24 protein-coding genes are annotated in these 24,249 nt (G+C 47.0%); all 24 read right to left on the bottom strand.

Annotated features, from left to right (window positions below; genetic code table 11):
* Positions 1–51 precede the first annotated feature (51 nt).
* The 24 genes from rseP to ADU22_RS10665 all read right to left on the bottom strand — a co-directional run bounded on the left by rseP (position 52) and on the right by ADU22_RS10665 (position 23,862).
* Positions 52–1,311, bottom strand: coding sequence for an RIP metalloprotease RseP (gene rseP / locus ADU22_RS10780; protein ID WP_053362155.1), 1,260 nt, complete (start codon positions 1,309–1,311; stop codon positions 52–54).
* A gap of 15 nt (positions 1,312–1,326) precedes the next feature.
* Positions 1,327–2,472 carry a 1-deoxy-D-xylulose-5-phosphate reductoisomerase gene (dxr, locus tag ADU22_RS10775; protein ID WP_053362154.1) on the bottom strand — a complete coding sequence of 382 codons (1,146 nt, stop codon included), beginning with the start codon at positions 2,470–2,472 and terminating at the stop codon, positions 1,327–1,329.
* 65 nt (positions 2,473–2,537) lie between these two features.
* Positions 2,538–3,332 carry a phosphatidate cytidylyltransferase gene (locus ADU22_RS10770; RefSeq protein WP_053362153.1) on the bottom strand — a complete coding sequence of 265 codons (795 nt, stop codon included), beginning with the start codon at positions 3,330–3,332 and terminating at the stop codon, positions 2,538–2,540.
* A 16-nt stretch (positions 3,333–3,348) separates the two neighbouring features.
* Positions 3,349–4,125 (bottom strand): undecaprenyl pyrophosphate synthase, encoded by a 777-nt coding sequence (gene uppS, locus ADU22_RS10765; RefSeq protein WP_053362152.1) that lies wholly within the window; start codon positions 4,123–4,125, stop codon positions 3,349–3,351.
* Between the two features lie 232 nt (positions 4,126–4,357).
* Positions 4,358–4,915: a ribosome recycling factor gene (frr, locus tag ADU22_RS10760; RefSeq protein WP_046522145.1), complete on the bottom strand. Its 558-nt coding sequence runs from the start codon at positions 4,913–4,915 to the stop codon at positions 4,358–4,360.
* 2 nt (positions 4,916–4,917) lie between these two features.
* Positions 4,918–5,640, bottom strand: a complete 723-nt coding sequence (gene pyrH, locus ADU22_RS10755) for a UMP kinase (RefSeq protein WP_053362151.1) — start codon at positions 5,638–5,640, stop codon at positions 4,918–4,920.
* Positions 5,641–5,721: 81 nt separating this feature from the next.
* Positions 5,722–6,606 (bottom strand): translation elongation factor Ts, encoded by an 885-nt coding sequence (tsf, locus tag ADU22_RS10750; RefSeq protein WP_053362150.1) that lies wholly within the window; start codon positions 6,604–6,606, stop codon positions 5,722–5,724.
* A 126-nt stretch (positions 6,607–6,732) separates the two neighbouring features.
* Entirely contained in the window at positions 6,733–7,443 is a 711-nt protein-coding gene (rpsB, locus tag ADU22_RS10745) for a 30S ribosomal protein S2 (RefSeq protein ID WP_053364526.1), read from the bottom strand.
* Positions 7,444–7,804: 361 nt separating this feature from the next.
* A complete protein-coding gene (gene codY / locus ADU22_RS10740) occupies positions 7,805–8,584 on the bottom strand; it encodes a GTP-sensing pleiotropic transcriptional regulator CodY (protein ID WP_053362149.1) in 780 nt (259 codons plus the stop codon).
* A 123-nt stretch (positions 8,585–8,707) separates the two neighbouring features.
* Positions 8,708–10,114: an ATP-dependent protease ATPase subunit HslU gene (hslU, locus tag ADU22_RS10735; RefSeq protein WP_053362148.1), complete on the bottom strand. Its 1,407-nt coding sequence runs from the start codon at positions 10,112–10,114 to the stop codon at positions 8,708–8,710.
* 15 nt (positions 10,115–10,129) lie between these two features.
* Positions 10,130–10,672 (bottom strand): ATP-dependent protease subunit HslV, encoded by a 543-nt coding sequence (gene hslV / locus ADU22_RS10730; RefSeq protein WP_053362147.1) that lies wholly within the window; start codon positions 10,670–10,672, stop codon positions 10,130–10,132.
* Positions 10,673–10,693: 21 nt separating this feature from the next.
* Positions 10,694–11,596, bottom strand: coding sequence for a tyrosine recombinase XerC (gene xerC / locus ADU22_RS10725; protein ID WP_053362146.1), 903 nt, complete (start codon positions 11,594–11,596; stop codon positions 10,694–10,696).
* Between the two features lie 63 nt (positions 11,597–11,659).
* Complete coding sequence (trmFO, locus tag ADU22_RS10720; protein WP_053362145.1) at positions 11,660–12,967, bottom strand: FADH(2)-oxidizing methylenetetrahydrofolate--tRNA-(uracil(54)-C(5))-methyltransferase TrmFO; 1,308 nt, start codon at positions 12,965–12,967, stop codon at positions 11,660–11,662.
* 376 nt (positions 12,968–13,343) lie between these two features.
* Entirely contained in the window at positions 13,344–15,419 is a 2,076-nt protein-coding gene (gene topA / locus ADU22_RS10715; RefSeq protein WP_053362144.1) for a type I DNA topoisomerase, read from the bottom strand.
* A 490-nt stretch (positions 15,420–15,909) separates the two neighbouring features.
* Entirely contained in the window at positions 15,910–16,758 is an 849-nt protein-coding gene (gene dprA, locus ADU22_RS10710) for a DNA-processing protein DprA (RefSeq protein WP_053362143.1), read from the bottom strand.
* 111 nt (positions 16,759–16,869) lie between these two features.
* A complete protein-coding gene (sucD, locus tag ADU22_RS10705; RefSeq protein WP_053362142.1) occupies positions 16,870–17,772 on the bottom strand; it encodes a succinate--CoA ligase subunit alpha in 903 nt (300 codons plus the stop codon).
* A 22-nt stretch (positions 17,773–17,794) separates the two neighbouring features.
* Positions 17,795–18,955, bottom strand: coding sequence for an ADP-forming succinate--CoA ligase subunit beta (sucC, locus tag ADU22_RS10700; RefSeq protein ID WP_053362141.1), 1,161 nt, complete (start codon positions 18,953–18,955; stop codon positions 17,795–17,797).
* Positions 18,956–19,227: 272 nt separating this feature from the next.
* A complete protein-coding gene (gene rnhB / locus ADU22_RS10695) occupies positions 19,228–19,995 on the bottom strand; it encodes a ribonuclease HII (protein ID WP_053362140.1) in 768 nt (255 codons plus the stop codon).
* A 62-nt stretch (positions 19,996–20,057) separates the two neighbouring features.
* A complete protein-coding gene (gene ylqF / locus ADU22_RS10690; protein WP_053362139.1) occupies positions 20,058–20,933 on the bottom strand; it encodes a ribosome biogenesis GTPase YlqF in 876 nt (291 codons plus the stop codon).
* 78 nt (positions 20,934–21,011) lie between these two features.
* Complete coding sequence (gene lepB / locus ADU22_RS10685; RefSeq protein ID WP_053362138.1) at positions 21,012–21,563, bottom strand: signal peptidase I; 552 nt, start codon at positions 21,561–21,563, stop codon at positions 21,012–21,014.
* A 175-nt stretch (positions 21,564–21,738) separates the two neighbouring features.
* On the bottom strand, positions 21,739–22,083 hold the full coding sequence (gene rplS / locus ADU22_RS10680; protein WP_046522289.1) for a 50S ribosomal protein L19: 345 nt from the start codon (positions 22,081–22,083) through the stop codon (positions 21,739–21,741).
* A 125-nt stretch (positions 22,084–22,208) separates the two neighbouring features.
* A complete protein-coding gene (gene trmD, locus ADU22_RS10675) occupies positions 22,209–22,946 on the bottom strand; it encodes a tRNA (guanosine(37)-N1)-methyltransferase TrmD (protein WP_156324445.1) in 738 nt (245 codons plus the stop codon).
* On the bottom strand, positions 22,946–23,464 hold the full coding sequence (gene rimM / locus ADU22_RS10670) for a ribosome maturation factor RimM (protein WP_053362136.1): 519 nt from the start codon (positions 23,462–23,464) through the stop codon (positions 22,946–22,948). The genes trmD and rimM overlap by 1 nt, the downstream gene beginning before the upstream one ends.
* Positions 23,465–23,469: 5 nt before the next feature.
* Complete coding sequence (locus ADU22_RS10665) at positions 23,470–23,862, bottom strand: YlqD family protein (RefSeq protein WP_053362135.1); 393 nt, start codon at positions 23,860–23,862, stop codon at positions 23,470–23,472.
* Between the last annotated feature and the right edge of the window lie 387 nt (positions 23,863–24,249).

The raw sequence follows: 24,249 nt of genomic DNA, 5'->3' as shown, positions 1-24,249 counted from the left end.
GAGAGAGACGATACCATCCCGGTGAGACCGGGATGGTATCGTGCAGCTTCCCTATAGGAAGAACCTTTGAATATCGTTCCAGGTGACCACAAGCATCAGCAGCATCAGCAGGGCAAATCCGATAAAGTGGACCATTCCTTCTTTGTGGCGGTCAATCGGCTTGCCTCTTACTGCCTCGACAGCGAAGAACATCAATCTTCCGCCATCAAGTGCCGGGATTGGCAGGAGGTTCATAATTCCAAGGTTGATGCTGAGCACCGCAGCCCATCTCATCAGATACCATACTCCGGATTGGGCGACAATGCTGGTCGATTCATAAATCCCGACCGGGCCGGAAAGGGCATCAATTGAAAATTGTCCTGTGATCAGCTTTCCTACTGATGTAATTATCAGCACGGTCCAGTTATAGGTCTCTTCAAACCCATAAACGACCGCTTTAAGCGGCGATTTTTCTACCGGACTGTAGACACCAATGATTCCGATGGTCTGGCCCTCAACTTCCCGTGCAGCCGGCGTCACCGGAATTTCCATTGTTTCTCCGCCCCGCTCGACAACAAATTCAAGATTTTCACCAGGGTTTTTCTGGATGATTTCAACCACATCTGTCCAGCTGGATATTTCGGAACCTTCGATGCTGTGGACAATGTCGCCTTCCTGCAGCCCCGCTTCAAGCGCTGAGCCATCCGGTGCGAGCTTTCCAAGCATTGGTTCATTTGAAGGCATGCCCTGGAATAATGCAATGATAATGAAAACCACAAGCGCCAGGATAAAATTGAACAACGGCCCGGCAAAGATGGCCATGGCCCTTTGGCCCAGAGTTTTTGAAGCAAATTGCCTGTCATAAGGAGCAATCTGGCTTTCCACCCCATTTTCAACTAGCACTGCTTCAGGGCTGATTTCAAATCTTTGCAGCTTTTCATCGTCACCATCTTCATAGCCATTGATGAACAGCTTGTGCTCAATGTCCGCCTGCTCAACCTCGATAATGCGGGCATCGGGATACTTGTCTTTATTGTTCAAGATGATTTTATCCACCTGATTATCCCTGTTAAACAGAAGGCCAATCCGGTACCCCGGCTTAATTTCCACCATTTCCGGGTCTTCGCCTGCCATCCTGACAAAACCGCCTATTGGCAGCAGCCGGATCGTGTAGGTCGTTTCGTTTTTCGTCGTGGAGAATACCTTTGGACCCATGCCGATGGCAAACTCGCGGCAAAGGATGCCGGCCCGCTTGGCAAAAATTAAATGGCCCAGCTCATGAAAGAATACGAGAGCGCCAAAAATGACGATAAAGGCAATGACTGTACTCATTAGATAACCACCTTTTTAAGGGATAAGGATGCTTACATCTTGTCTGGTTTTTTCATCAATGGCTGTTATGGTTTCCAAATCGGGATTAAGGATGTTCTCATGGGTATTAAGCATCTTTTCAATCAAATCCTCGATTTGAAGGAATGTGATCCGCCCTTCCAGGAAAGCAGCGACCGCCGCCTCATTGGCTGCATTCAAAACCGTAGGCATAGTCCCGCCGGCCCTGCCGGCATCAAAGGCAAACTTTAGGCAGCGGAACCGGTCCAAGTCCATCTGTGCAAAATGCAATTTCCCTATCTCCGCCAGATTCAGCCTCTTGCCTGATGGCAAAGGGAGACGGTCCGGAAAGGTAAGGGCATACTGGATTGGAACTCTCATATCCGGAGTTCCCAGCTGGGCGATGATGCTGGAGTCATGAAACTCGATCATGGAGTGGATGATGCTTTCCTTGTGAAGGAGCACCGAAATTTGGTCGTATGGCATGGAAAAAAGCCAATGTGCCTCAATCACCTCCAGCCCTTTGTTCATCATGGTAGCTGAATCAATCGTAATTTTTGCACCCATTGACCAGTTGGGGTGGTTCAAAGCCTCTGATACCGTCACTCCAACCAGTTCTTCCCTCGTACGGTCGCGGAAGCTTCCTCCCGAAGCCGTTAAAATCAACTGTTCAATATTTTTCTCCCTTTCACCTTGAAGAGCCTGATAAATGGCCGAGTGTTCACTGTCCACTGGCAGGATGGGCACTCCATGCTTTTTGGCAGCTTCCATAACAAGGTGTCCTGCTGTCACAAGTGTCTCTTTATTGGCAATCGCAATGGTTTTGCCTGCCTCAATGGCCTTTAGGGTTGGAGACAGTCCGACACTTCCAAGGACGGCATTCACAAGAATATCGGCGTTTGAATAAACAGCTGCCTCTTCAAGCCCTGTTGGTCCATAGCCGATTTTCAGGCCAGGGAATTCAGCCTTGAGCTTGTCGCTGTCGCCTTTTTCCTGCACCGACACGAATTCAGGCTGAAACTCGGTAACGGCCTTGCGGACAAGGTCAAGATTCCGGCCCGCTGACAAGCTGACAAGCTTAAACTCTGCAGGATGTTCTCTGATGATATCGAGCGTCTGGACCCCGATGGATCCGGTTGCTCCCAATAAACTGATTTTTTTCACTCATTTCACTCCTATTAATAACAAACCACAGTGCCTTTCACTGCGGATGAAGCCTTTTTCCCATTCTACAGCATATTCATGAAATGAAGCAGTGGCAGAACGAACAGCAGGCTGTCGAACCTGTCCAAAATTCCGCCATGGCCGGGAAGGATCCTTCCCGAGTCCTTGACATGGTAATGCCGTTTCATGGCTGATTCGACCAAGTCGCCAACCTGGCCGGAGATGGACAGCACTGCCGTTGCCAGCAGCAGGAGAAGCAACGGTATATTCATATCGGCAAATAAACCGAAGAGCAGACCGACAATCATGGCACATACAATTCCGCCAAAGAAGCCTTCCCGTGTTTTATTCGGGCTGATTTCCGGCCAAAGCTTATTCTTGCCGATGGCCCTGCCGATGAAATAGGCCCCTGAATCTGTCGCCCAGATCAGGAACAAGGAATAAAACACAAACGTCAAGCCATTATCACTGGCTCTTGTTTCAATGAAATAGTAAAAGCCTATCCCTACATAGAGGGTCGCCATTATGGAAAAGGCCACATCATCAAATGTAAACCGGTTTTTTGTTACCACGGTATAAGTGGAAAATAATAGCACCGCAAAAAGGGTAAGTTCAATTTTGCTGTAATTCATGTCTGCCAGGATTTCAAGATAATCGCTTGGAATAAGAAATATCCATAACAAAATTAGTGAAATGATGCCTGGTATTGACCATATTTTTATATTGCGCATTTTCAGTGCTTCGTACAGGCCAACAGATGCCAGCAGGTAAACCATCAGCACGAACGGCCAACCGCCAAAAAGGACGATTGGAAGAAAAATGGCTGCTGCAACGACCCCTGTTATAATTCTTTGCTTCATCTAATCAACACCTTTATTATACTCCTCCAAATCGCCGCTGGCGGCTTTGGAATACTTCGATGGCCTCGACAAAATGCTCCTCGCTGAAATCCGGCCACAATACATCAGTGAACCAAAACTCCGAGTAGGCAAGCTGCCAGAGCATAAAGTTGCTCAGACGGATTTCTCCGCTCGTTCGAATCAGCAGGTCTGGATCCGGCAGGGATGAGGTCATCAGATAAGAGGAAAAAGCCTCTTCATCCAGTTCGCCCACTTCCAGTTTGCCTTTATTGCAGTCATTTAAAACGTCCCTGACTGCATCCAGTATCTCTGCCCTGCTTCCATAATTCAGCGCAAAGTTCAAAGTCAGGCCGGTATTATCCTTGGTGTCCTTCATGGCCTTTTCGACCGCTCTCTGCGTATGGGGCGGCAATTTGTCCTTGTAGCCCATCATTGTTACTCTTACATTTTCTTCAACAAGTTCGGGAAGATAGGTGCCAAGAAATTCCTCGGGAAGCTTCATCAGGAAGTCCACTTCCCGTTTAGGCCGCTTCCAGTTCTCCGTCGAAAACGCATAGACTGTCAACGTTTTAACTCCGAGCTGACTGGCAAGCTTGGTGATTTTGCGAACGACTTTCATCCCTTCATGATGGCCTGCAATCCTCGGCAGCGATCTCTTTTGTGCCCATCTGCCGTTTCCATCCATAATGATTGCGATATGTGAAGGCGGTTCCTGTGACTTTACTTGCAGGATTCGTTCATTAAGGCTGGAAGCTTTATTCTGGGTCTTCCAGGGATTTAATTTGTTTAACATAAGACAGCTCCCCTAAGGTAGGATAAACGTGGCTCCAACAGGAAATAACAGGGAATGGCTGGCGCCCTGATTTCCGTATGTTCCTATCATACCAAAAATGAAAAAAGATATCTCTATAAATACTATGTAGACAGATTGCCAATCAGAATCTCCCATCCTGTCATGTTTTTCGGGCCTATGAAAAAACCCCCATTGCAAGGGGGCTTTTCATATTTCAATCTGGCTGTCAGAGTTAAACTTCCAGTAATTCCTTTTCTTTATCCTTCGTAATCTGGTCGATTTTATTAATGAATTCGTCCGTCAGCTTTTGAATGTCCTCGGAATAGCCGCGAAGAGCATCCTCGGTAATTTCACCGTTTTTCTCAAGCTTTTTAAGTTCGTCGTTGCCGTCACGGCGGATATTGCGGATGCCTACTTTGGCTTCTTCAGATTCTTTTTTCACTTGCTTAGCCAGTTCCCGGCGGCGCTCTTCTGTCAATTGAGGAATCGCCAGACGGATGATGGATCCATCACTTGTAGGATTGATGCCAAGATCCGATTTCATGATCGCTTTCTCAATTTCACCCAGGATGGATTTATCATAAGGCTGGATGACCAGAAGCCTTGCTTCCGGAACGGAAATACCAGCAAGCTGGTTAACAGGTGTAGGCGCTCCGTAATAATCAACAGTAATCCTGTCTAAAAGAGACGCGCTCGCGCGGCCTGCACGGATGCTTGCCAACTCGCGTGTGTAAGCCTGGATGGCTTTGCTCATTCTGTCCTTTGCTTTTTCAATGACTTGTTTTGGCATGGTTATTTCCCCCTCACAATAGTTCCGATTCTTTCACCCATAACAGCTCTCTTAATATTACCTTCCTCCATAATAGAGAATACAATCAATGGGATGTCGTTGTCCATACATAAGGAAGAAGCGGTGGAGTCCATGACAGCCAGGCCTTCCTTAATGACATCAAGGTAAGAAAGTTCATCATATTTCACAGCATCTTTATTGGTCCGGGGATCCGCTGAATAGACACCGTCGACATTGTTCTTGGCCATCAGAATCGCTTCGGCTTCAATTTCTGCCGCTCTTAAGGCTGCTGTTGTATCTGTTGAAAAATATGGGTTGCCGGTGCCAGCAGCAAAGATGACAACACGGGTTTTCTCAAGGTGGCGGATCGCACGTCTGCGGATGTATGGTTCGGCGACCTGCCGCATCTCAATGGACGTCTGAACACGCGTTTCCACACCTTCATGCTCAAGGCTGTCCTGAAGGGCAAGTGAATTCATGACGGTTGCCAGCATCCCCATATAATCCGCTGTTGCCCGGTCCATGCCCATCTCTTCCCCAATCTTGCCGCGCCAGATATTGCCGCCTCCAACTACAACCGCTACCTCGACACCAAGATCGGCAAGCTCCTTGACCTGGCTGGCTACATTCTTAATGACAGTAGGGTTGATGCCAAAGCCTTGTTCCCCTGCTAAAGCCTCTCCGCTTAACTTTAAGACAACACGTTTGTATTTTGGGCTGCTCATAGAAACCTCCATTTATGTAAAAAAGAATTTATTCCAAAAACAGGGAACACAAAGTGTTCCCTGATTTTTTCATTCACATTATTATTTCTTGTTTACCTGGTTCATTACTTCTTCAGCGAAGTTGTCTTCGCGCTTCTCGATTCCTTCGCCAACTTCATAGCGGACGAACTCACGGACAGTACCGCCTTTGGATTCAACAAACTGGCGTACTTTCTGATCCGGATTCTTTACGAACGACTGATCAAGAAGGCAGACGTCTTCAAAGTACTTGCCAAGGCGTCCTTCAACCATTTTCGCCACGATGTTTTCTGGCTTTCCTTCGTTCAGCGCCTGTTGAGTCAGAACCTGACGCTCGCGCTCAACTTCTTCCTGGGAAACCTCGTCACGGGAAACGTATTTAGGATTGATTGCCGCAATATGCATGGAAACATCCTTTGCAGCGGCTTCATCAGTAGTTCCTTCAAGGACAGTCAGGACCGCAATGCGTCCTCCCATATGAAGGTAGGCACCAAATGCATCGGCATCTGTTTTTGTTTTCACTTCGAAGCGGCGAAGGGAAAGCTTTTCACCAATTTTAGCGATTGCTGCATTGATGTGGGCTTCAACTGTTGCACCATTGTCCATTGTTTGGGCATTGGCTTCTTCAACATTTGCAGGCTTGTTTTTAAGGATATGAGCGCCAAGCTCTTTTACAAGGTTCTGGAAACCTTCGTTTTTTGCTACGAAATCTGTTTCGGAGTTGACTTCAAGGATGACAGCTTCGTTTCCTTCAACAACTACGGAAGCAAGCCCTTCAGCTGCAATGCGGTCGCCTTTCTTAGCTGCTTTCGCAATTCCCTTTTCACGAAGGAAGTCAATTGCTTTTTCCATGTCTCCATCTACTTCTTGAAGGGCTTTCTTGCAATCCATCATTCCAGCGCCAGTTTTTTCACGAAGTTCTTTAACCATTTGTGCTGTAATTGCCATATCGTTTATTCCTCCTTAATTTTTGTCGGTATGTACCTATTGCCTATTTTCTCATTAATTTAGAGATTTAAACTTTAAAAAAAGGTGATAAAGGGTATCCCTATATCACCTTTCCCCATTTCTAGCTTAAGCTTCTACAGGTTCTGCTGTTTCTTCGCCCTGTTTCGCTTCAAGAATCGCATCTGCCATTTTGCCTGTCAACAATTTAACCGCGCGGATTGCATCGTCGTTTGCAGGGATGACAACATCGATTTCATCTGGATCGCAGTTTGTATCAACGATACCAACGATTGGAATGTTCAGTTTGCGAGCTTCCGCAACTGCAATGCGCTCTTTGCGTGGGTCGATGATGAAAAGAGCATCAGGAAGGCTCTTCATATCTTTGATACCGCCCAGGAATTTTTCCAAGCGCTCTTGCTCTTTTCTTAATTGAACAACTTCTTTCTTCGGAAGAACTTCAAAAGTTCCGTCTTCTGACATTCTTTCGATATCTTTAAGGCGTGAAATACGCTTTTGGATGGTTTCGAAGTTTGTTAGTGTTCCGCCCAACCAGCGCTGGTTTACATAGTACATGCCAGAACGTTCTGCTTCTTCTTTCACAGAGTCCTGAGCTTGTTTCTTTGTACCAACGAAAAGAACAGTACCGCCTTCAGCAGCTAATTCTTTTACCCAGTTGTAAGCTTCCTCAACCTTCTTAACTGTCTTTTGAAGGTCGATGATGTAGATGCCGTTACGCTCAGTGAAGATGTATTTCTTCATCTTAGGGTTCCAGCGGCGAGTCTGGTGACCGAAATGTACACCAGCTTCAAGCAATTGCTTCATTGAAATGACTGACATGATTTTTCCTCCTAATGGTTTTTGTTTACCTCCGGCCATTTCCTCTTTGAGCGAAAACTGTTGGAACAGCACCATCCGTTCAAATCCATGACCGTGTGTATTAACACCGTTTAATACTATAGCACATGGGGAGACCACAATCAAGTCCTGGTTTGGAATTCTCCATAAGAAAAGCGCAAGCGCCTTGCTCAGCCCCGACAAGCGCTGGAGGGCCAGCTGATGAAGTCGTTCTTTGACTTCAACAGCTGGACCGAAGCGACTCGAGGGGCTAGGCGCTGGAGCTAGACAGTTATCTAAGTGCAGAAACTTTCTTATCCTGTAAAAAATCCTGTTCTGGGGAACAGGATTTCTTAAGCTCAACTTAATTAGCTTTCAGCTTTTCAAGCTCGAGCAGGAATTTGTCATTCAGGACCTTGATGTAGGTACCTTTCATTCCCAGTGAACGAGACTCGATGACCCCCGCGCTTTCCAGCTTGCGGAGCGCGTTTACAATCACGGAACGCGTGATGCCCACACGATCGGCAATCTTGGAAGCAACAAGCAAGCCTTCCTTGCCATTCAGCTCTTCAAAAATATGTTCAATCGCTTCAAGCTCGCTGTAGGAAAGGGAGCTGATCGCCATCTGTACGACAGCCTTGCTGCGTGCTTCTTCTTCGATTTCTTCCGCTTTTTCACGCAAAATCTCCATGCCGACAACTGTGGAGCTGTATTCAGCCAAAATCAGATCATCATCACGGAATGGCGCTTCAACGCGGCCTAGCAGCAGGGTTCCCAGACGCTCACCGCCTCCGATGATTGGAACAATGGTCGTCAAGCCATTCTTGAACAAGTCTTTGTTTTCAACCGGGAAGATGGTGTATTCACTTTCCACGTCCAGGTTTGAAGAGGTCTCGTGGATATTGAAAAGGCCTTGAGTATACTCTTCCGGGAACTGGCGGTCTTCAAGCATTTTTTTCATGCGCTCGTTTTCAATCTGCTGATTGATGGCAAAGCCAAGCAGCTTTCCGCGGCGGCTTACAATAAAGATATTTGCTTCAATGACCTCGGATAATGTCTCAGACATTTCCTTGAAATTTACCGGCTTTCCAGCAGCCTTTTGCAGCAATGCATTGATTTTTCTAGTTTTCGACAGTAAGTCCATTTAATTCTTCCTCCTATTTGCATAAACAAATCTACCATTTGTGTTGCATCTTATATCAGTGAATATTCCGGCAGTATGGTTCATTTTTTGTCTACCCATAACACCATGTGACAAAACAGAAGTTTACAGGATGAACCTGCTCAAATCCTTGTTGCGGGAAATCGCGCCGAGTTTCTCCTCCACATACTGCGGAGTGATCACAATCTTTTCCATTGTAATATCAGGAGCCTCAAAGCTTAAATCCTCAAGCAGTTTCTCAAGAATGGTGTGCAGCCTTCTCGCCCCAATATTGTCGGTATTCTGGTTCACCTCATACGCAACCTCGGCTATTTTACGTATAGCATCGTCAGAAAATTCAATTTGTATACCTTCTGTTTCCAATAATGCTTCATATTGTTTTGTGAGCGCATTATCAGGCTCCACAAGAATCCGGTAAAAATCGTCCACAGTGAGCTTGGTCAGTTCCACCCGAATTGGGAAGCGGCCCTGAAGTTCCGGTATTAAATCAGATGGCTTTGCCATATGGAAAGCACCTGCTGCAATGAACAGTACATGGTCAGTTTTGACCGGGCCATATTTTGTGACAACAGTTGAACCTTCCACGACCGGCAGTATATCACGCTGTACGCCTTCGCGGGAGACATCGGCCGATGAGCCGCCAGAACTTTTGCTGGCGATCTTGTCAATCTCGTCGATGAAGATGATTCCTGTCTGCTCAGCCCTGACAGTCGCCTCCTGGGCCACTTCGTCCATATCGATCAATTTTTGTGCTTCTTCATTTGCCAGCACCTTTCTAGCCTCTCTGACAGGAAGTTTCCGTTTTTTCCGTTTCTTCGGCATAAGGTTTCCAAGTGCGTCCTGCATGTTCATCCCCATCTGTTCCATGCCCGAGCCCTGGAGCATATCGAACATCGATGGAGTCTGTTCTTCCACTTCAACAGTCACAACCTCATTCTCGAGCTCGCCTTGCTGAAGCTTTAGCTCCACAGCCCTGCGACGGTCCCTTAGGTTCATGTCTTCCGTCGCTGAAGAGGTATCCTGCTCTGGCTGGGCCGCCCCGCCGAAAAGCATTTCCAGCGGGTTTTTATAATTGGCTGATTTCTTGGCTGAAGGGACGAGCAATTCGACCAGGCGCCGGTTGGCGTTCTCCTCCGCCCGTTCCTTTACATCCTGCATTTTTTCTTCCTTTACAAGACGGACAGACGTTTCAACCAAATCACGGACCATGGATTCAACATCACGGCCGACATAGCCGACCTCGGTGAATTTCGTAGCCTCAACCTTCACAAAAGGAGCCCTTACCATTTTTGCCATTCTTCTGGCAATTTCAGTCTTACCTACTCCTGTAGGTCCAATCATCAAAATGTTTTTCGGGGAGATTTCGTCCCTGATTTCTTCCGAAAGCAGACTTCGGCGATATCGGTTCCTCAAGGCTACCGCCACGGCCTTTTTGGCCTCTTTTTGCCCAATAATGTATTGGTCGAGCCGTTCAACAATTTGCCTTGGAGTCAGGTTATTTGTATTTTTCATACGTGCTGCTCCCCCCTATAATTCTTCCACGATAATATTGGAGTTCGTATAGACACAGATATCGGCTGCGATTTCAAGGGCACCCTTGGCTATTTCCCTAGCCGTCAGGTGCTCCGACGCATACCTTTTCAGCGACCTTCCGGCAGCAAGCGCATAATTCCCCCCGGATCCTATTGCCAGGATTCCATCGTCCGGTTCGATTACTTCCCCGGTGCCCGAAATCAGCAGCATATGCTCCTCGTTCATTACAATGAGCATCGCTTCAAGCTGTCTGAGCATCTTGTCGCCTCTCCATTGCTTGGCAAGTTCCACGGCGGCACGCTGAAGGCTTCCATTGTATTCCTCAAGCTTGGCTTCGAACATTTCAAATAAGGTAAAAGCATCTGCCACAGAGCCGGCAAAACCGGCGATCACTTTTCCATTAAACAACTTTCTCACCTTGCGTGCTGTGTGTTTCATCACAACAGCGTTGCCGAATGTAACCTGACCATCCCCAGACATAGCACTTTTTCCATTGTGCTTCACTGCAAAAATGGTCGTTGAATGAAATTGAGACATCCCGTTTCCCTCCTTACAGACTTATGCCCTAGGATGTGAGGACATATAGGTCCGCCTTAAGTGTTCATTGGTTACATGTGTGTATATCTGTGTTGAAGAAAGGAAGGCATGGCCTAGCAGCTCCTGGACCGTCCTCATATCTGCTCCGTTGTTAAGCAGATGGGTTGCGAATGTGTGCCGAAGCTTATGGGGGTGGATTTTCCCCTGCAGAGAGGAATTCTCAAACATCTTGTTCAAAATGCCCCGGACTCCCCGCGCTGTGAGCGGCCCGCCTCTGAAGTTGACGAACAAATAGCCATGATCCTCTTTATCACCGAGCAGTTCGTTTCTGGCGGATTGTATATAAGTTTGCAATTCATCATGAGCAAAACTTCCGAAAGGAACATATCTTTCTTTGTGCCCCTTTCCGTGAACAAGAACGGTCGACAGAAAAAAATCCAGATCGCTCAACCTGATTTTGCAGCATTCACTGACACGGATTCCAGTTCCATACAGCAATTCCAGCAGTGCTTTATTCCTCTTACCAAGCGGGGTTTCTGTTTCACAGGCGTCAAAAAGCAGCTCCAGTTCCTGTTCATAAAAGAATTCCGGAAGCCGTTTTTCAGCCTTGGGAAGGGAAACAAGCGCGAACGGGTTTTCGGCAACAAGCTTTTCACGGACAAGGAACCTGTAAAAACTCCGCAGACAGGAAATTTTGCTTGCGGCTGTTCTCCTTGCCAATTTTTTATCATACATCCTTGTTAAAAAAATCCTCACATCTCCGTACTGGACTTCCTCCAGACTTGAGATGGCTTGTTCAGCCATGAACATAAAAAAACCGGTAATGTCATGGTGGTATTGCTCAATGGTTGCTTGTGAGTAATTTTTTTCTATCTGCATATATTCGATAAATAATTTTAGAGCCTCGTTCTTGCCTACTTGCATAACCTGTCACCTCACATGGGCTACTAAATAGTACCACAATTCAGCAGCCCGCTGCAATAAAGTTTACAAATATTTCACAAAGTTCTGAATTGTTTCCAACGCTCGGTTCGCATGCTGTTCGTTTCGTTCTTGTTTTCCTTTGATTTTAACAGGCAGTTCAGGGAATAATCCGAAGTTGGCATTCATAGGCTGGAAGTTTTTAGAGTTTGTCGTCGTGATATAGCGTGACATGCTCCCCATGGCCGTTTCAGCTGGAAACTCCAACGGTTCTTCTCCTTTTACAAGCCTGGCAGCATTAATGCCGGCAATCAATCCGCTTGCGGCCGATTCGACATATCCCTCGACTCCAGTCATTTGCCCTGCAAAGAACAAATCTTCCCTGTTTTTGAATTGATAGGTAGCTTTTAGAACTTTAGGTGAATTGATGAACGTATTTCTGTGCATAACGCCGTATCGGACAATTTCCGCATTTTCAAGACCGGGGATCAGCCGGATGACTTCTTTCTGAGGGCCCCATTTCAAATGCGTTTGAAATCCGACAATGTTGTAAAGGGTTCCGGCAGCGTCATCCTGGCGCAGCTGGACAACGGCATAGGGACGCTTTCCTGTTTTCGGATCCTCGAGCCCGACTGGCTTCATTGGGCCGAAGAGCATCGTCTTCCTGCCCCGGTTTGCCATTACCTCGATCGGCATGCAGCCTTCAAAGAAAATTTCTTTCTCGAATTCTTTCAGGGGAACCGTTTCCGCAGAAGTCAGCGCTTCGTAAAAGCGGTCAAATTCTTCTTCTGTCATCGGGCAGTTGAGGTATGCTGCCTCACCCTTGTCATAACGGGACTTCAAATAGACTTTGTCCATATCAATGCTGTCTTTTTCAATGATTGGAGCAGCGGCATCATAAAAGTAAAGATATTCTTCCCCCGTTAGCTCCTTCAATCCAAGTGAGAGTGCTTCACTTGTCAGAGGGCCTGTTGCAATGATTGTTGGGCCTTCAGGAATTCCTGTCACCTCTTCATTGAAGACTGTCACATTCGGGTGGTTTTTCACCTGCTCGGTGACCCTGGCCGCAAAGTCATGACGATCCACCGCAAGGGCTCCGCCTGCAGGGACCGAACTTGCATCGGCTGAACCAATGATAACAGAGTCAAGCATCCTCATTTCTTCCTTCAAAACTCCCACTGCATTTGTAAGAGTATTGGCACGAAGAGAATTGCTGCAAACCAGTTCGGCAAATTTATCTGTATGGTGGGCCGGCGTCTGCCTCACTGGCCTCATCTCATATAAGTTCACTTTTATCCCGCGCTTGGCAAGCTGCCAGGCGGCTTCACTGCCGGCAAGTCCTGCACCAACAACGTTCACGATTTGTTCTGCCATTTTGTTTCCTCCAGTTGCTTCCATTATCTATATGCGATTGCTTGATTATCCCGCATTAACTGGCAGTAAGACCCCCACTTCTGGATTTCAGAGAGAAGCAATAATGATTCGTGGGGATCAACTGCCAGTAAAAGCCCGATTGGTGAAATAAGATTTTTCTTAGGGCTTCAGCCCTTAGAAAAATCAATCGGGCTACGCCCGGCTAACATTCAGTGGGGATGAAGCTCCCCCACTGAATGAAGTTTCACTTTATTTTGCCCTCAATAGTCCATTTTGCACTTTACATTACGAAAATAAAAGCAAAAAGTTTCAAGTTTGCAAAAAATGATTCTATCATAGTTTCCGCAAAAAGCAAAAGAGTGAGCTTATGCTCACCCTAACTTTGCTGCGCTTCCTTATAATCACATTCTGTACAGGAAACCTGAACGCCCTTTTTAAGCTTTTTCTCCACCATCAGGCTGTCACACTTCGGACAGCTGCGGGCGATAGGCTTATCCCAGGACAGGAACTCACAACCCGGAAAACGGTCACAGCCATAAAATATCCGCCGTTTTTTGCTTTTCCGTTCGATAATGTTCCCTTCCTTGCAATTCGGGCATTTTACGCCGATTTCCTTGACAATCGCTTTCGTATTGCGGCAATCCGGGAAGTTGCTGCATGCCATGAACTTGCCGTAGCGGCCCATTTTGAATACCATTTCATTGCCGCATTGCTCACAGTCTTCCCCGGCAGGTTCATCCTTGATTTCGATTTCCTGCATCTCTTTTTCTGCTATTTCGAGGTGCTTTTCAAAGTCCTGGTAAAACTCATCAATGATTTTGACCCAATTGACTTTGCCATCTTCCACGCTATCCAGGTCTTGTTCCATTTTTGCGGTAAACTCGACATCAAGAATATCCGGAAAGAATTCCACCATCAGCTCATGGACGATTTCTCCCAGTTCTGTCGGAACAAATCTTTTGTTGTCCAAGGCGACATAGCTCCGCTTTTGAATCGTATCCAGTGTTGGAGCATAGGTGGAAGGGCGGCCAATTCCCAGTTCTTCAAGCGTCCTGACAAGACGGGCCTCCGTATATCGCGGCGGCGGCTGGGTAAAGTGCTGTTTGGGCTCCATGTCCTTCTTAAGTACCTCATCGCCTTCTTTGAGGTCAGGCAGCAGCCTGTCTTTCTCTTCAACCTGGTCATCCGAACCTTCGACATACACCTTCATGAATCCTGGGAACTTTACTTTCGAGCCGGTCGCCCTGAAAATCACACCGGAGTTTTCGAGGTCCACGCTCATGGTATCCATGATCGCCGAGGCCATTTGGCTCGCCACAAACCTGTCCCAGATAAGCTTGTATAAACGAAGCTGGTCTCTCGATAAATATTCTTTCAGGCTGTTGGGCTCCTTCAGGACACTTGTTGGCCGGATGGCCTCGTGGGCATCCTGTGTATTTCCCTGTTTCTTTTCTTTCTTTCCTTCGCCCTTCAGATACTCTTTACCGTATTGACTAGTGATATAATTTGCCGCCTCAGCCTGTGCAACTTCGGAAACCCGCGTTGAATCCGTCCTCATATACGTAATCAAACCGACCGTTCCTTCTTTGCCGAGGTCAATTCCTTCATATAGCTGCTGTGCAAGCATCATCGTCTTTTTGGCCCTGAAATTCAGTTTTCGGGCTGCCTCCTGCTGGAGTGAGGATGTGATAAAGGCAGGGGAAGGGTGGCGCTTCCGCTCTTTTTTGACCACGGATGTAATCCTGAATTTATTGCCCTTCAGCTGCTGCATCACCTTTTTGACATCGTCTTCCGATTTCAGTTCTGCTTTTTTACCATCCATTCCATAAAAAGAGCCTTCAAACTTGCTTTTCCCCTTGAGGAACTCGGCTCCAATCGTCCAATATTCCTCGGGTTCAAATTTTTGGATTTCCCTTTCGCGCTCAATGATCAGCTTTAAGGCTACCGACTGGACACGGCCCGCGCTTAGGCCTTTTTTCACCTTTTTCCAAAGGATCGGGCTGATATTGTATCCGACAAGCCTGTCTAGTACGCGCCGCGCCTGCTGAGCATCCACAAGGGCCATATTGATCGGGCGGGGATGCTTGAATGATTCCTTGATTGCATCTTTAGTAATCTCGTTAAAAACGACGCGGCAATCGGAGTTAACATCCACATCAAGACTATGGGCCAAATGCCAGGCAATCGCTTCCCCTTCGCGGTCGGGGTCAGCTGCGAGAAAAATTTTCTTAGCTTTGCGGGCAGCCGATTTCAATTCTTTTAAAACCGGTCCTTTTCCGCGAATCGTAATATATTTTGGCTCGAATTGATGCTCTATATCGACTCCCATCTGGCTCTTCGGCAAATCCCTTACATGCCCCATGGAAGCTTTCACTTTATATTTTTTTCCCAAGTAACGCTCAATCGTTTTCGCTTTTGCTGGCGACTCAACGATGACTAAAAATTCCGACATCCAATTTGTCCTCCTTAAGAGGGAATAAAATTACACCTATTATTTAATATTAAGAACCCCATTGTCAATAAACAGGGAGAGTAACCGTTTTCAGTTTTTGTATTTGCCGCAAGGATTCTGTCAGGACAGGTGAAGAAGTAACGGCGCTTCCCAGTCGATGGGCTCCAGCCCATACGTCGCTGAACAGGCGCCTCCGCTTTTAATCTATCCAGCTCCAGCGCCTAGCGACTTGTGGGCTTCGCCAATCTCCCTACGATAAGTCAACATCGGATCGCTCCGCTCTCCGTGTTTCCTTTATCTCAGTCGATGGCTCCAGCCCATACGTCGCTGAACAGGCGCCTCCGCTTTTAAGTGTCCTGATGCACAATGTATAACAGTTTTTAATTTATTTCAACCATTTTGTAGCAGTTTTTCATAATTTAACTTTATTGGCCAAGGTATTTGGGCGGCTGCAAGTTGCTTGATATCCTTGCTTTTATCCTTTAAAAAGCTAAAAAATAATTTCTTCTATTATATCTTTTGGCTCCTTGACCAGTTTTGCCCCCATTTGAATTAATTCATTCGTCCCGGCCGATTTTGATTCAAAAATGCTCCCTGGAATCGCAAATACTTCCCTGCCTTCATTCAAGGCAAAATCCGCTGTAATGAAGGAGCCGCTCCGCTTTTTCGCCTCTACTACGAGGGTTCCTTTAGCAAGGCCGCTGATGATCCGGTTTCTCATCGGAAACTGCCATCTTTCAGGCCTGGTATATGGGGGATACTCTGACAGAAGCAAGTGGTGGTTCATCATATACTGGGCCAGCCCAAGGTTCTCTTTTGGGTATATATGCTCAAATCCTCCGGCTATGACACCTATCGTGCTTCCGCCATTCCTGATGGCCATCTGGTGGGCATAAGTGTCTATTCCCTTGGCGAGTCCGCTGATAATGACAGCACCGCTTTCAATCAACTGTGGAAACAAGGCGCCGATTGCCTTTTTCCCATAGTCACTGGCCTCTCGGCTGCCGACCACAGCAAGGGGGAATGCGCTTTTCAGCAGCCTGATTTCGCCCTTGGCAAACAGCATCCAGGGCGGCTGATATATGGATTTAAGGATTTCCGGGTAGTCGTCATCTAAAAAACTGATCAGGTGGATGCCATTTTTCTGATATTGCTCCAAAATCTGTTCCATCGGTAGTTGGTGCATGGCAACATCCGGGAACTTTTTCGATAGGGGATTTTCAGGTTTGAAGGAAAATGTGGTCAATTGGGGGTCGGCCTGAAGAATAAGCTGTACATTTTTCCAGCTCATCTGCTTGCAGTGCAGCAGGCAGGCAAGCCTTTTTTTAAGTTCATCCATTAACGGGGAACCTCCTGGAAAGTCATTTTTTTGAGGAAGGCAGTTTTGGGGGATAGGGGAAGGAATTGCAAACAGTCCCTCTAAAATGAGGGACTGTTTTTGCCTATGGTCTTAGTGTGTCTTGCATTTTTCATAAAGTCCTTGCTCTTTCAGGACTTCAATAAGAGTTTCTCCCATGACGGAAGGAGTTTCGGCAACTTTGATGCCGCATTCGTTCATGACACGGATTTTTTCGTCAGCCGTTCCTTTTCCGCCGGAAATGATGGCACCGGCATGGCCCATGCGCTTACCTGGAGGCGCCGTGCGTCCGCCGATGAAGCCGACAACAGGCTTGGTCATGTTCGCCTTTACCCACTCAGCCGCTTCTTCTTCTGCGGTACCGCCGATTTCACCAATCATGATTACAGCATAGGTATCGGGGTCTTCATTGAACGCTTTTAACACATCGATGAAGTTTGTGCCGTTTACAGGGTCGCCGCCGATTCCGACTGCTGTTGTCTGGCCGATTCCGGCCTGGGTAAGCTGGTGAACCGCTTCATAGGTCAAAGTTCCGGAGCGGGAAACAACACCAACATGGCCTTTCCTATGGATATACCCTGGCATGATTCCGATTTTGCACTCGTCAGCCGTGATTACGCCCGGGCAGTTAGGCCCTACAAGGCGCGTCTTCTTGCCTTCCATGTAGCGCTTTACTTTAACCATGTCCAAAACAGGGATATGTTCTGTAATACAAATGGCAAGGTCAAGCTCAGCATCTACCGCTTCCATGATCGCGTCTGCTGCGAATGGAGCTGGAACGTAGATGACGGAAGCCGTCGCTCCGGTAGCTTCTACCGCTTCCTGAACAGTGTTGAAAACGGGAACGCCTTCCACTTCCTGGCCGCCTTTGCCTGGAGTCGTCCCACCGACGATTTTTGTGCCATATTCTAGCATTTGCTTTGTATGGAAAAGGGCTGTTGAACCAGTGATCCCTTGTACGATTACTTTTGTATCTTTATTAATGAATACACTCATGACAACTATTCTCCTTCCTATCCTACTTAACTAGTGAAACGATCTTCTGTGCGCCGTCAGCCATGGATTCCGCAGCAACGATATTCAGTCCGGATTCATTCAGAATCTGTTTGCCCAGGTCGACATTCGTGCCTTCAAGACGAACAACGAGCGGCACCTCGAGGCCTACCTGCTTCGCAGCCTCAACAACGCCTGTAGCAATGACGTCACACTTCATGATTCCGCCAAAGATATTGACAAAAATGCCTTTCACATTCGGATCGGAAAGAATGATTTTAAACGCTTCGGTTACCTTTTCAGCTGTCGCGCCGCCCCCAACATCAAGGAAGTTGGCCGGCTCGCCGCCGTAATGCTTGACGATATCCATTGTGGACATGGCAAGGCCTGCACCGTTGACCATGCAGCCGATATTTCCATCAAGGGAGATGTAGCTCAGGTCATACTTGGAAGCTTCGATTTCCTTTGGATCTTCTTCTTCAAGGTCGCGCAATGCGAGAATGTCCTTCTGGCGATACAAAGCGTTCGCATCAAAGTTCAGCTTGGCATCAAGCGCCATGACCTTTCCATCGCCTGTTACAACAAGCGGGTTGATTTCCGCAATTGAACAATCCTTTTCAATATAAGCGTTATATAATCCCATCATGAATTTGACAGCCTGATTGACAAGCTCTTTCGGGATGTTGATATTGAATGCGATTCGGCGTGCCTGGAATGGAGTCAATCCGACAACAGGATCGATTTCTTCCTTGAAGATTTTTTCTGGCGTTTGTTCTGCCACTTCTTCAATCTCTGTTCCGCCTTCTTCTGAAGCCATCAGAACGACACGGGAAGTTGCACGGTCAAGAACAAGGCCCACATAGTATTCTTTCTTGATGTCGCAGCCTTCCTCGATCAACAGGCGCTTTACTTCCTTTCCTTCCGGGCCGGTTTGGTGAGTGACCAAGGTTTTGCCAAGGATTTCACTCGCATATGTACGGACTTCCTCAAGATTTTTAGCGACCTTTACACCGCCAGCCTTTCCACGTCCGCCGGCATGAATCTGCGCTTTGACTACACAAACTTCAGTTCCCAGTTCCTTGGCCGCTTCCACAGCCTCTTCCACCGTGAACGCTACTTTTCCATTTGGTACCGTTACCCCATACTGCCTGAGGACTTCTTTCCCCTGATACTCATGGATATTCATTTCCCATCCTCCTATCACTCGTAAAACGGAAGCGTTTTCGAGCAAAATTCATTTATGCTTTTTCTAGAAAAATAGACTGCGCTTTCATTGTATATAATGAAATATCCCTTGTCTAGCTTTATGATTTAAATATTTTGCCTTTTTAAAAATTGGGAAAAATCCTTGCAAAACAGGGATAAACAAAGAGAGCCGGGCATTGCGGGCCGGGCTCTCCTCTGGCATGATATGGTCTAATGGCAAATTACTGGTTTAATTTTACTATTCTCGTATATTTATTTGCCTGCCAATTTTACCGGGGCGAAGCTCATTCTGTGGATTGGAGTTGCCCCGTATTTTTTCAAAGCATCCAAATGGGCAGCAGTGCCGTAGCCCATATTGGAGGCAAATCCGTACTGGGGATAAACTCCATCAAGCTTCTTCATCATCCTGTCCCTTGTTACTTTCGCCACAATCGAGGCTGCCGCAATCGAGATGCTGCGTGCATCGCCTTTTATCAGGGATTCAGAAGGATAGGGAGTATCCAGCCGGACAGCATCAACAAGAAGATAATCAGGAGCCGACTGAATTTCAACGATTGCCTGAAGCATCGCTTTTTTCGAGGCCTCAAGAATATTGATCGCATCGATTTCCGCTGCCTCAATGACACCTATCCCTATCGCTTCCGCCTCTTGCTGGATTTTTTCAAAAAGCTCTTCCCTTTTTTGTTMATTCAGCTTCTTGGAATCATCCACTCCAGGCAAATAAAAATCCTCCGGAAGAATGACGGCTGCAGCCACTACAGGACCGGCAAGCGGCCCCCTGCCCACTTCGTCAATTCCGGCAATGGACTTGTAGCCCTGGCTTCTTAATCTTCGTTCAAACTGGGTCATTTCAATAAACTTCTTAAGAAGTTCCTGCTCTTTTTGCTGCTGCTTCTGCCATTTTTCCAGAAGCCGCTGAACACCAGCACGCTCATCCTTTTCAAGGCTGGCAATAAGCGTTTCATCTGCCTCTTCTGAAAAAAGCAGCTGCTGGATTTTTGCAATTGGCATCTTGTTCATGATGTACTCCTATATGTATTTTTCCCCATAAGGCTCCAGAAGAAAAGGCCCCTCGAAGGACCTTATTTCTCTGCAGGCCCCTCATTCGCCGCGAGATCGGCCGGCCGTTCAAACGAAAGCGCGCCAAGCTTCTCACCGCGGATTTCCCTGATTACCGTCTCGGCCACTTTATCATAATCAACTTCGCGCCCCTGCTTCAATCCCCGCGATAAGCCAATCTTGTCAAATAGCTCGACTACATCTTCCGGAACTTCTTCCACGCCAAACCTTTCCTTCAGGCGTACAGGATAATGTTCACCAAGGAATTTCAAGGCATATACTGCGACATCATCCAGGTTTAAAATAGCATCCTTGATCGCTCCTGTAACAGCAAGCTTCAAGCCTACTTCCTGGTCTTCAAACTTTGGCCAGAGGATCCCGGGGGTGTCGAGCAGCTCAAGTTCCTTGCCAACCTTGATCCATTGCTGGGCTTTCGTAACCCCAGGCATATTTCCGGTTTTGGCAATGTTTTTCCCATGCAGGCGGTTGATCAGCGTCGATTTGCCCGCGTTCGGTATCCCGACAATCATTGCCCGGATGGCCCTTGGCTTGATCCCTTTCGCCTCCATGCGGTCAAACTTTTCCCTAAGAAGCACCTTGGCTTCACTGACGACCTGCTTCAGTCCGGTGCCCGCCTGGGAATTGATGGCCAGAGCGCTGATTCCCTGTTTCTTAAAGAAAGTGATCCATTCGGCAGTAACCTCTTTATCGGCCATATCCGCTTTATTGAGAAGCACGATTCGCGGCTTGTGCTGAATAATTTCGTCGATCATCGGATTTCGTGAAGAATAGGGAATCCGCGCATCCACCAGTTCAAAAATAATATCTACAAGCTTAAGTTTCTCAGTGACTTCCCTCCTGGCCTTCGCCATATGGCCAGGGAACCATTGAATCGTCATGAAAGAAACCTCCTCTTACTAAAATAATAAAGCGCCTGCACGGGCCCCGTACGGGCCCATACAGGCGCTTCCCGTTTATCAATCCACTATACGGATATCTTGAATGGGCCAATAAATGATGCTGGTTTGGCCGAGTACTTCATCAAGAGGAACCGTCCCGATATGTCGGCTGTCCTTGCTGAAGCGGCGGTTATCCCCCATCACAAAGATGTGCCCCTCCGGCACGGTTTCCCTGCCGATCTTTTCTTCAAGCGTAAAAGGTTCCGTAAGCGGGCCATCGATTACCTGTTGCTTATAGTCTTCCAAATACGGCTCTTCATATGCTTTCCCGTTAACATAAAGAGTATCATCCTTATATTCAATATGGTCGCCGGGAAGCCCGATTACTCTCTTTATGTAATCCTTGTTTTCGGGCGCATGGAATACCACGATGTCAAACCGTTCCGGTTCCCCGATTTTATAGCTCAGCTTATTGACAATCATTCTGTCCTGATCATGAAGGGTGGGCATCATGGATAATCCGTCTACCACAATTGGCGCAAATAGAAAGTATCTGATTCCCGCTGCCAGCAAAACAGCAATGAACAGCGCTTTTACCCATTCCCATAATTCGTTTTTTTTCTGTGCCATACATTCCCCACCATTCTCAGAAAATCAAATCCCAATATAGCTTTATTTTACATAACTTGTTTCATATAAACACGATGGGAGTGTTTTTTTACATTAATTTCACTTTTTCATTATACCAGCTGAATGTGCGATATGAAAAAAGAGCTTGTAAAACAAGCTCTTTTCTGCATTCTTATTAGCGGATTTCCTTAATACGAGCTTTCTTACCACGCAGGTTGCGCAGGTAGTAAAGTTTCGCACGGCGGACTTTACCGCGGCGGATTACTTCAAGCTTCGCAATTTTTGGTGTGTGAACAGGGAATGTACGCTCAACGCCTACACCGTAAGAAATCTTACGAACTGTAAAAGTTTCGCTTATTCCACCACCACGACGCTTAATTACCACACCTTCGAAAATCTGGATACGTTCGCGAGTTCCCTCGACAACCTTAACGTGTACACGTACAGTATCACCAGGACGGAACGCAGGAAGATCAGTACGAAGTTGTTCTTTTGTAATTTCTGCAATTAGATTTTGCATCGTTTTCAACTCCTCCCACAAATGCTCTTGCATCTCGTGCAGCGGAACATCGTTATCAATGGCAATAGCCAGGCTAAAGCCACAAGAAGTATAATACCATATTGGGCGCTAGACTGCAATGACTTTTACTGCTGTTTTTTGATTTCCTCCAGCCATTTTCGCTGTTCCGGCGAAAGTTCTGCGGCATCCAGGAGGTCCGGCCTGCGGGAATAGGTTCGCCGCAGCGATTCTTTTGATCTCCATTCATCAATCAGTTTATGATTGCCTGACAGAAGGATGTCAGGGACCTTCATGCCGCGGAAATCGGCCGGCCTTGTATAATGAGGATGTTCAAGCAGTCCTGTGCTGAAGGAATCCTGAATATGGGACTCCTCGCTGCCGAGAACCCCTGGAAGCAGGCGGACAACGCTGTCGATGACCACCATCGCCCCGAGTTCACCGCCCGTCAGCACGTAATCGCCAATCGAGATTTCATCGGTGATAATATGCTCCCGGATCCTCTCATCATAGCCTTCATAATGGCCGCAGATAAAAATCAGATGTTCCTCACGCGCTAGTTCTTCCGCCTTTTTCTGCGTATAGCTTTCTCCCTGGGGACACATCAGGATGACGCGCGGCTTTTTGCTTTCCGCTTTATCGACGAGGTCGGTAACCGCATCAAAAATCGGCTGCGGTTTCAGGACCATCCCTGCTCCGCCTCCATAAGGATAATCGTCCACGGTCTGGTGGCGGTTATCAGCATAGTCGCGGAAATTGACAACATTATAAGAGACCGCTTGCTTTTCGGCTGCTTTTTTTAATATGGAGTGGCCAAGAACCCCCGGGAACATCTCCGGAAAAATAGACAGCACATCGATTTTCATCATGACAGCAGACCTTCCATCGGCTCAATAAGGATCACTTTTTCCTTGATATCTACTTTTTTGACAACATCTTCAATATATGGAATCAGTTTTTCCTTTTCTCTTCCTTTTTTGACTACCCAGACATCATTGGCTCCTGGAGAAAGAACTTCTGTCACCTTGCCGATTTCCTCGCCGTCCACTGTATAGACAAGGCAGCCAATAATATCCTGGACATAATATTCGCCTTCTTCCAATGTGCCACGCTGGCTTTCCGGAATCTTCAGGATGCCATCCCGGAACGGTTCAACATGGTTGACATTTTCATAGCCATCAAACGTAAGCAAATCAAAGTTTTTATGTTTGCGGTGGCTTTTGACAACGAGCTCCTTCGGCTCCTTTCTGCCCGGCATGAAAAGAAACAGGCTGTTCCCGACCTTGTACCGTTCTTCGGGAAAATCGGTCCGCGAAATGACTCTTACTTCACCGCGAATTCCATGGGTATTAACAATCTTCCCAACATTAAACCATTTTTCCATTTAGTTCACCTCTCACGTATTTCAACCACAACGCCATCTTTTACCACAACTGTTTTTTCAGCAAGAAAGTCGTCCCACAAATCGCCTTCTTGAATTTCAACAAGCGCCTGCAGTTCCGATTCTTTCAATTCGCTTCCTAACGGTAGAATATGTAATTGTTCGATATGAAACTCCAGCAGCTTGATTTTTTCTCCGCGGAGCCGAATTTCATTTTCGAACTGCCTTTTTAATATTTCAGGAGGATGCTTCTTTGATTTTTCCTGCTTCTTCCATTCGAATTTAAGCTGCTCACTTTCTTTTTGCAGCTGTTGTTTTTTTGTTCCATATTTATTAAGAAGCCGTTCCTTGCTAGTCTCTGTAAGTACCTGTTTGACAACAACCGTTTGAAGTACCTTCACAGCGATACCTCCAGTCCCCTTTTCTCAGGCCCGCCTGTCCCTCTTTGAGCCACAGACCCATTATATATGAAATGGCTGGGAAAAACCAAAAGCAGGGCAGGTAGTGGCGGGGCGGAAACTTGCTAAAAGCTGGCTATCGGGGTTCATTATGAAGATATTTTGGGGGCTGTCCAGTTGATTCTGGGGGCTGAGAGGTACTTTTAAGGTTGTCCAGTGAATCTGGGATTGGGAGTGTCTTCAATACACTTTTTTAGAGCTGGCGCGTTCGTTTTGGGTTTTGACCGACTCCACCAGTGCCTATTTTGGGGGTGTCCAGCCCATTTCGGGTACTGACACCCTTCATCAGTGCCTATTTTGAAGCTTGTCCTCTCATTTTGGGTACTGACA

This window comes from Bacillus sp. FJAT-27251, from assembly GCF_001273925.1.
Lineage (GTDB): Bacteria > Bacillota > Bacilli > Bacillales > Cytobacillaceae > Mesobacillus_B.
Note: the sequence above shows the minus strand (reverse complement) of the source record. Positions and strands in the feature narration are given on the sequence as shown.

Excerpts from the sequence above, each read along its gene's own strand:
- rseP (WP_053362155.1), bottom strand. The coding sequence starts at position 1,311 with ATGAGTACAGTCATTGCCTTTATCGTCATTTTTGGCGCTCTCGTATTC.
- ADU22_RS10770 (WP_053362153.1), bottom strand. The coding sequence starts at position 3,332 with ATGAAGCAAAGAATTATAACAGGGGTCGTTGCAGCAGCCATTTTTCTT.
- uppS (WP_053362152.1), bottom strand. The coding sequence starts at position 4,125 with ATGTTAAACAAATTAAATCCCTGGAAGACCCAGAATAAAGCTTCCAGC.
- frr (WP_046522145.1), bottom strand. The coding sequence starts at position 4,915 with ATGCCAAAACAAGTCATTGAAAAAGCAAAGGACAGAATGAGCAAAGCC.
- pyrH (WP_053362151.1), bottom strand. The coding sequence starts at position 5,640 with ATGAGCAGCCCAAAATACAAACGTGTTGTCTTAAAGTTAAGCGGAGAG.
- tsf (WP_053362150.1), bottom strand. The coding sequence starts at position 6,606 with ATGGCAATTACAGCACAAATGGTTAAAGAACTTCGTGAAAAAACTGGC.
- rpsB (WP_053364526.1), bottom strand. The coding sequence starts at position 7,443 with ATGTCAGTCATTTCAATGAAGCAATTGCTTGAAGCTGGTGTACATTTC.
- codY (WP_053362149.1), bottom strand. The coding sequence starts at position 8,584 with ATGGACTTACTGTCGAAAACTAGAAAAATCAATGCATTGCTGCAAAAG.
- hslU (WP_053362148.1), bottom strand. The coding sequence starts at position 10,114 with ATGAAAAATACAAATAACCTGACTCCAAGGCAAATTGTTGAACGGCTC.
- hslV (WP_053362147.1), bottom strand. The coding sequence starts at position 10,672 with ATGTCTCAATTTCATTCAACGACCATTTTTGCAGTGAAGCACAATGGA.
- xerC (WP_053362146.1), bottom strand. The coding sequence starts at position 11,596 with ATGCAAGTAGGCAAGAACGAGGCTCTAAAATTATTTATCGAATATATG.
- trmFO (WP_053362145.1), bottom strand. The coding sequence starts at position 12,967 with ATGGCAGAACAAATCGTGAACGTTGTTGGTGCAGGACTTGCCGGCAGT.
- topA (WP_053362144.1), bottom strand. The coding sequence starts at position 15,419 with ATGTCGGAATTTTTAGTCATCGTTGAGTCGCCAGCAAAAGCGAAAACG.
- dprA (WP_053362143.1), bottom strand. The coding sequence starts at position 16,758 with ATGGATGAACTTAAAAAAAGGCTTGCCTGCCTGCTGCACTGCAAGCAG.
- sucD (WP_053362142.1), bottom strand. The coding sequence starts at position 17,772 with ATGAGTGTATTCATTAATAAAGATACAAAAGTAATCGTACAAGGGATC.
- sucC (WP_053362141.1), bottom strand. The coding sequence starts at position 18,955 with ATGAATATCCATGAGTATCAGGGGAAAGAAGTCCTCAGGCAGTATGGG.
- ylqF (WP_053362139.1), bottom strand. The coding sequence starts at position 20,933 with ATGACGATTCAATGGTTCCCTGGCCATATGGCGAAGGCCAGGAGGGAA.
- lepB (WP_053362138.1), bottom strand. The coding sequence starts at position 21,563 with ATGGCACAGAAAAAAAACGAATTATGGGAATGGGTAAAAGCGCTGTTC.
- rplS (WP_046522289.1), bottom strand. The coding sequence starts at position 22,083 with ATGCAAAATCTAATTGCAGAAATTACAAAAGAACAACTTCGTACTGAT.
- trmD (WP_156324445.1), bottom strand. The coding sequence starts at position 22,946 with ATGAAAATCGATGTGCTGTCTATTTTTCCGGAGATGTTCCCGGGGGTT.
- rimM (WP_053362136.1), bottom strand. The coding sequence starts at position 23,464 with ATGGAAAAATGGTTTAATGTTGGGAAGATTGTTAATACCCATGGAATT.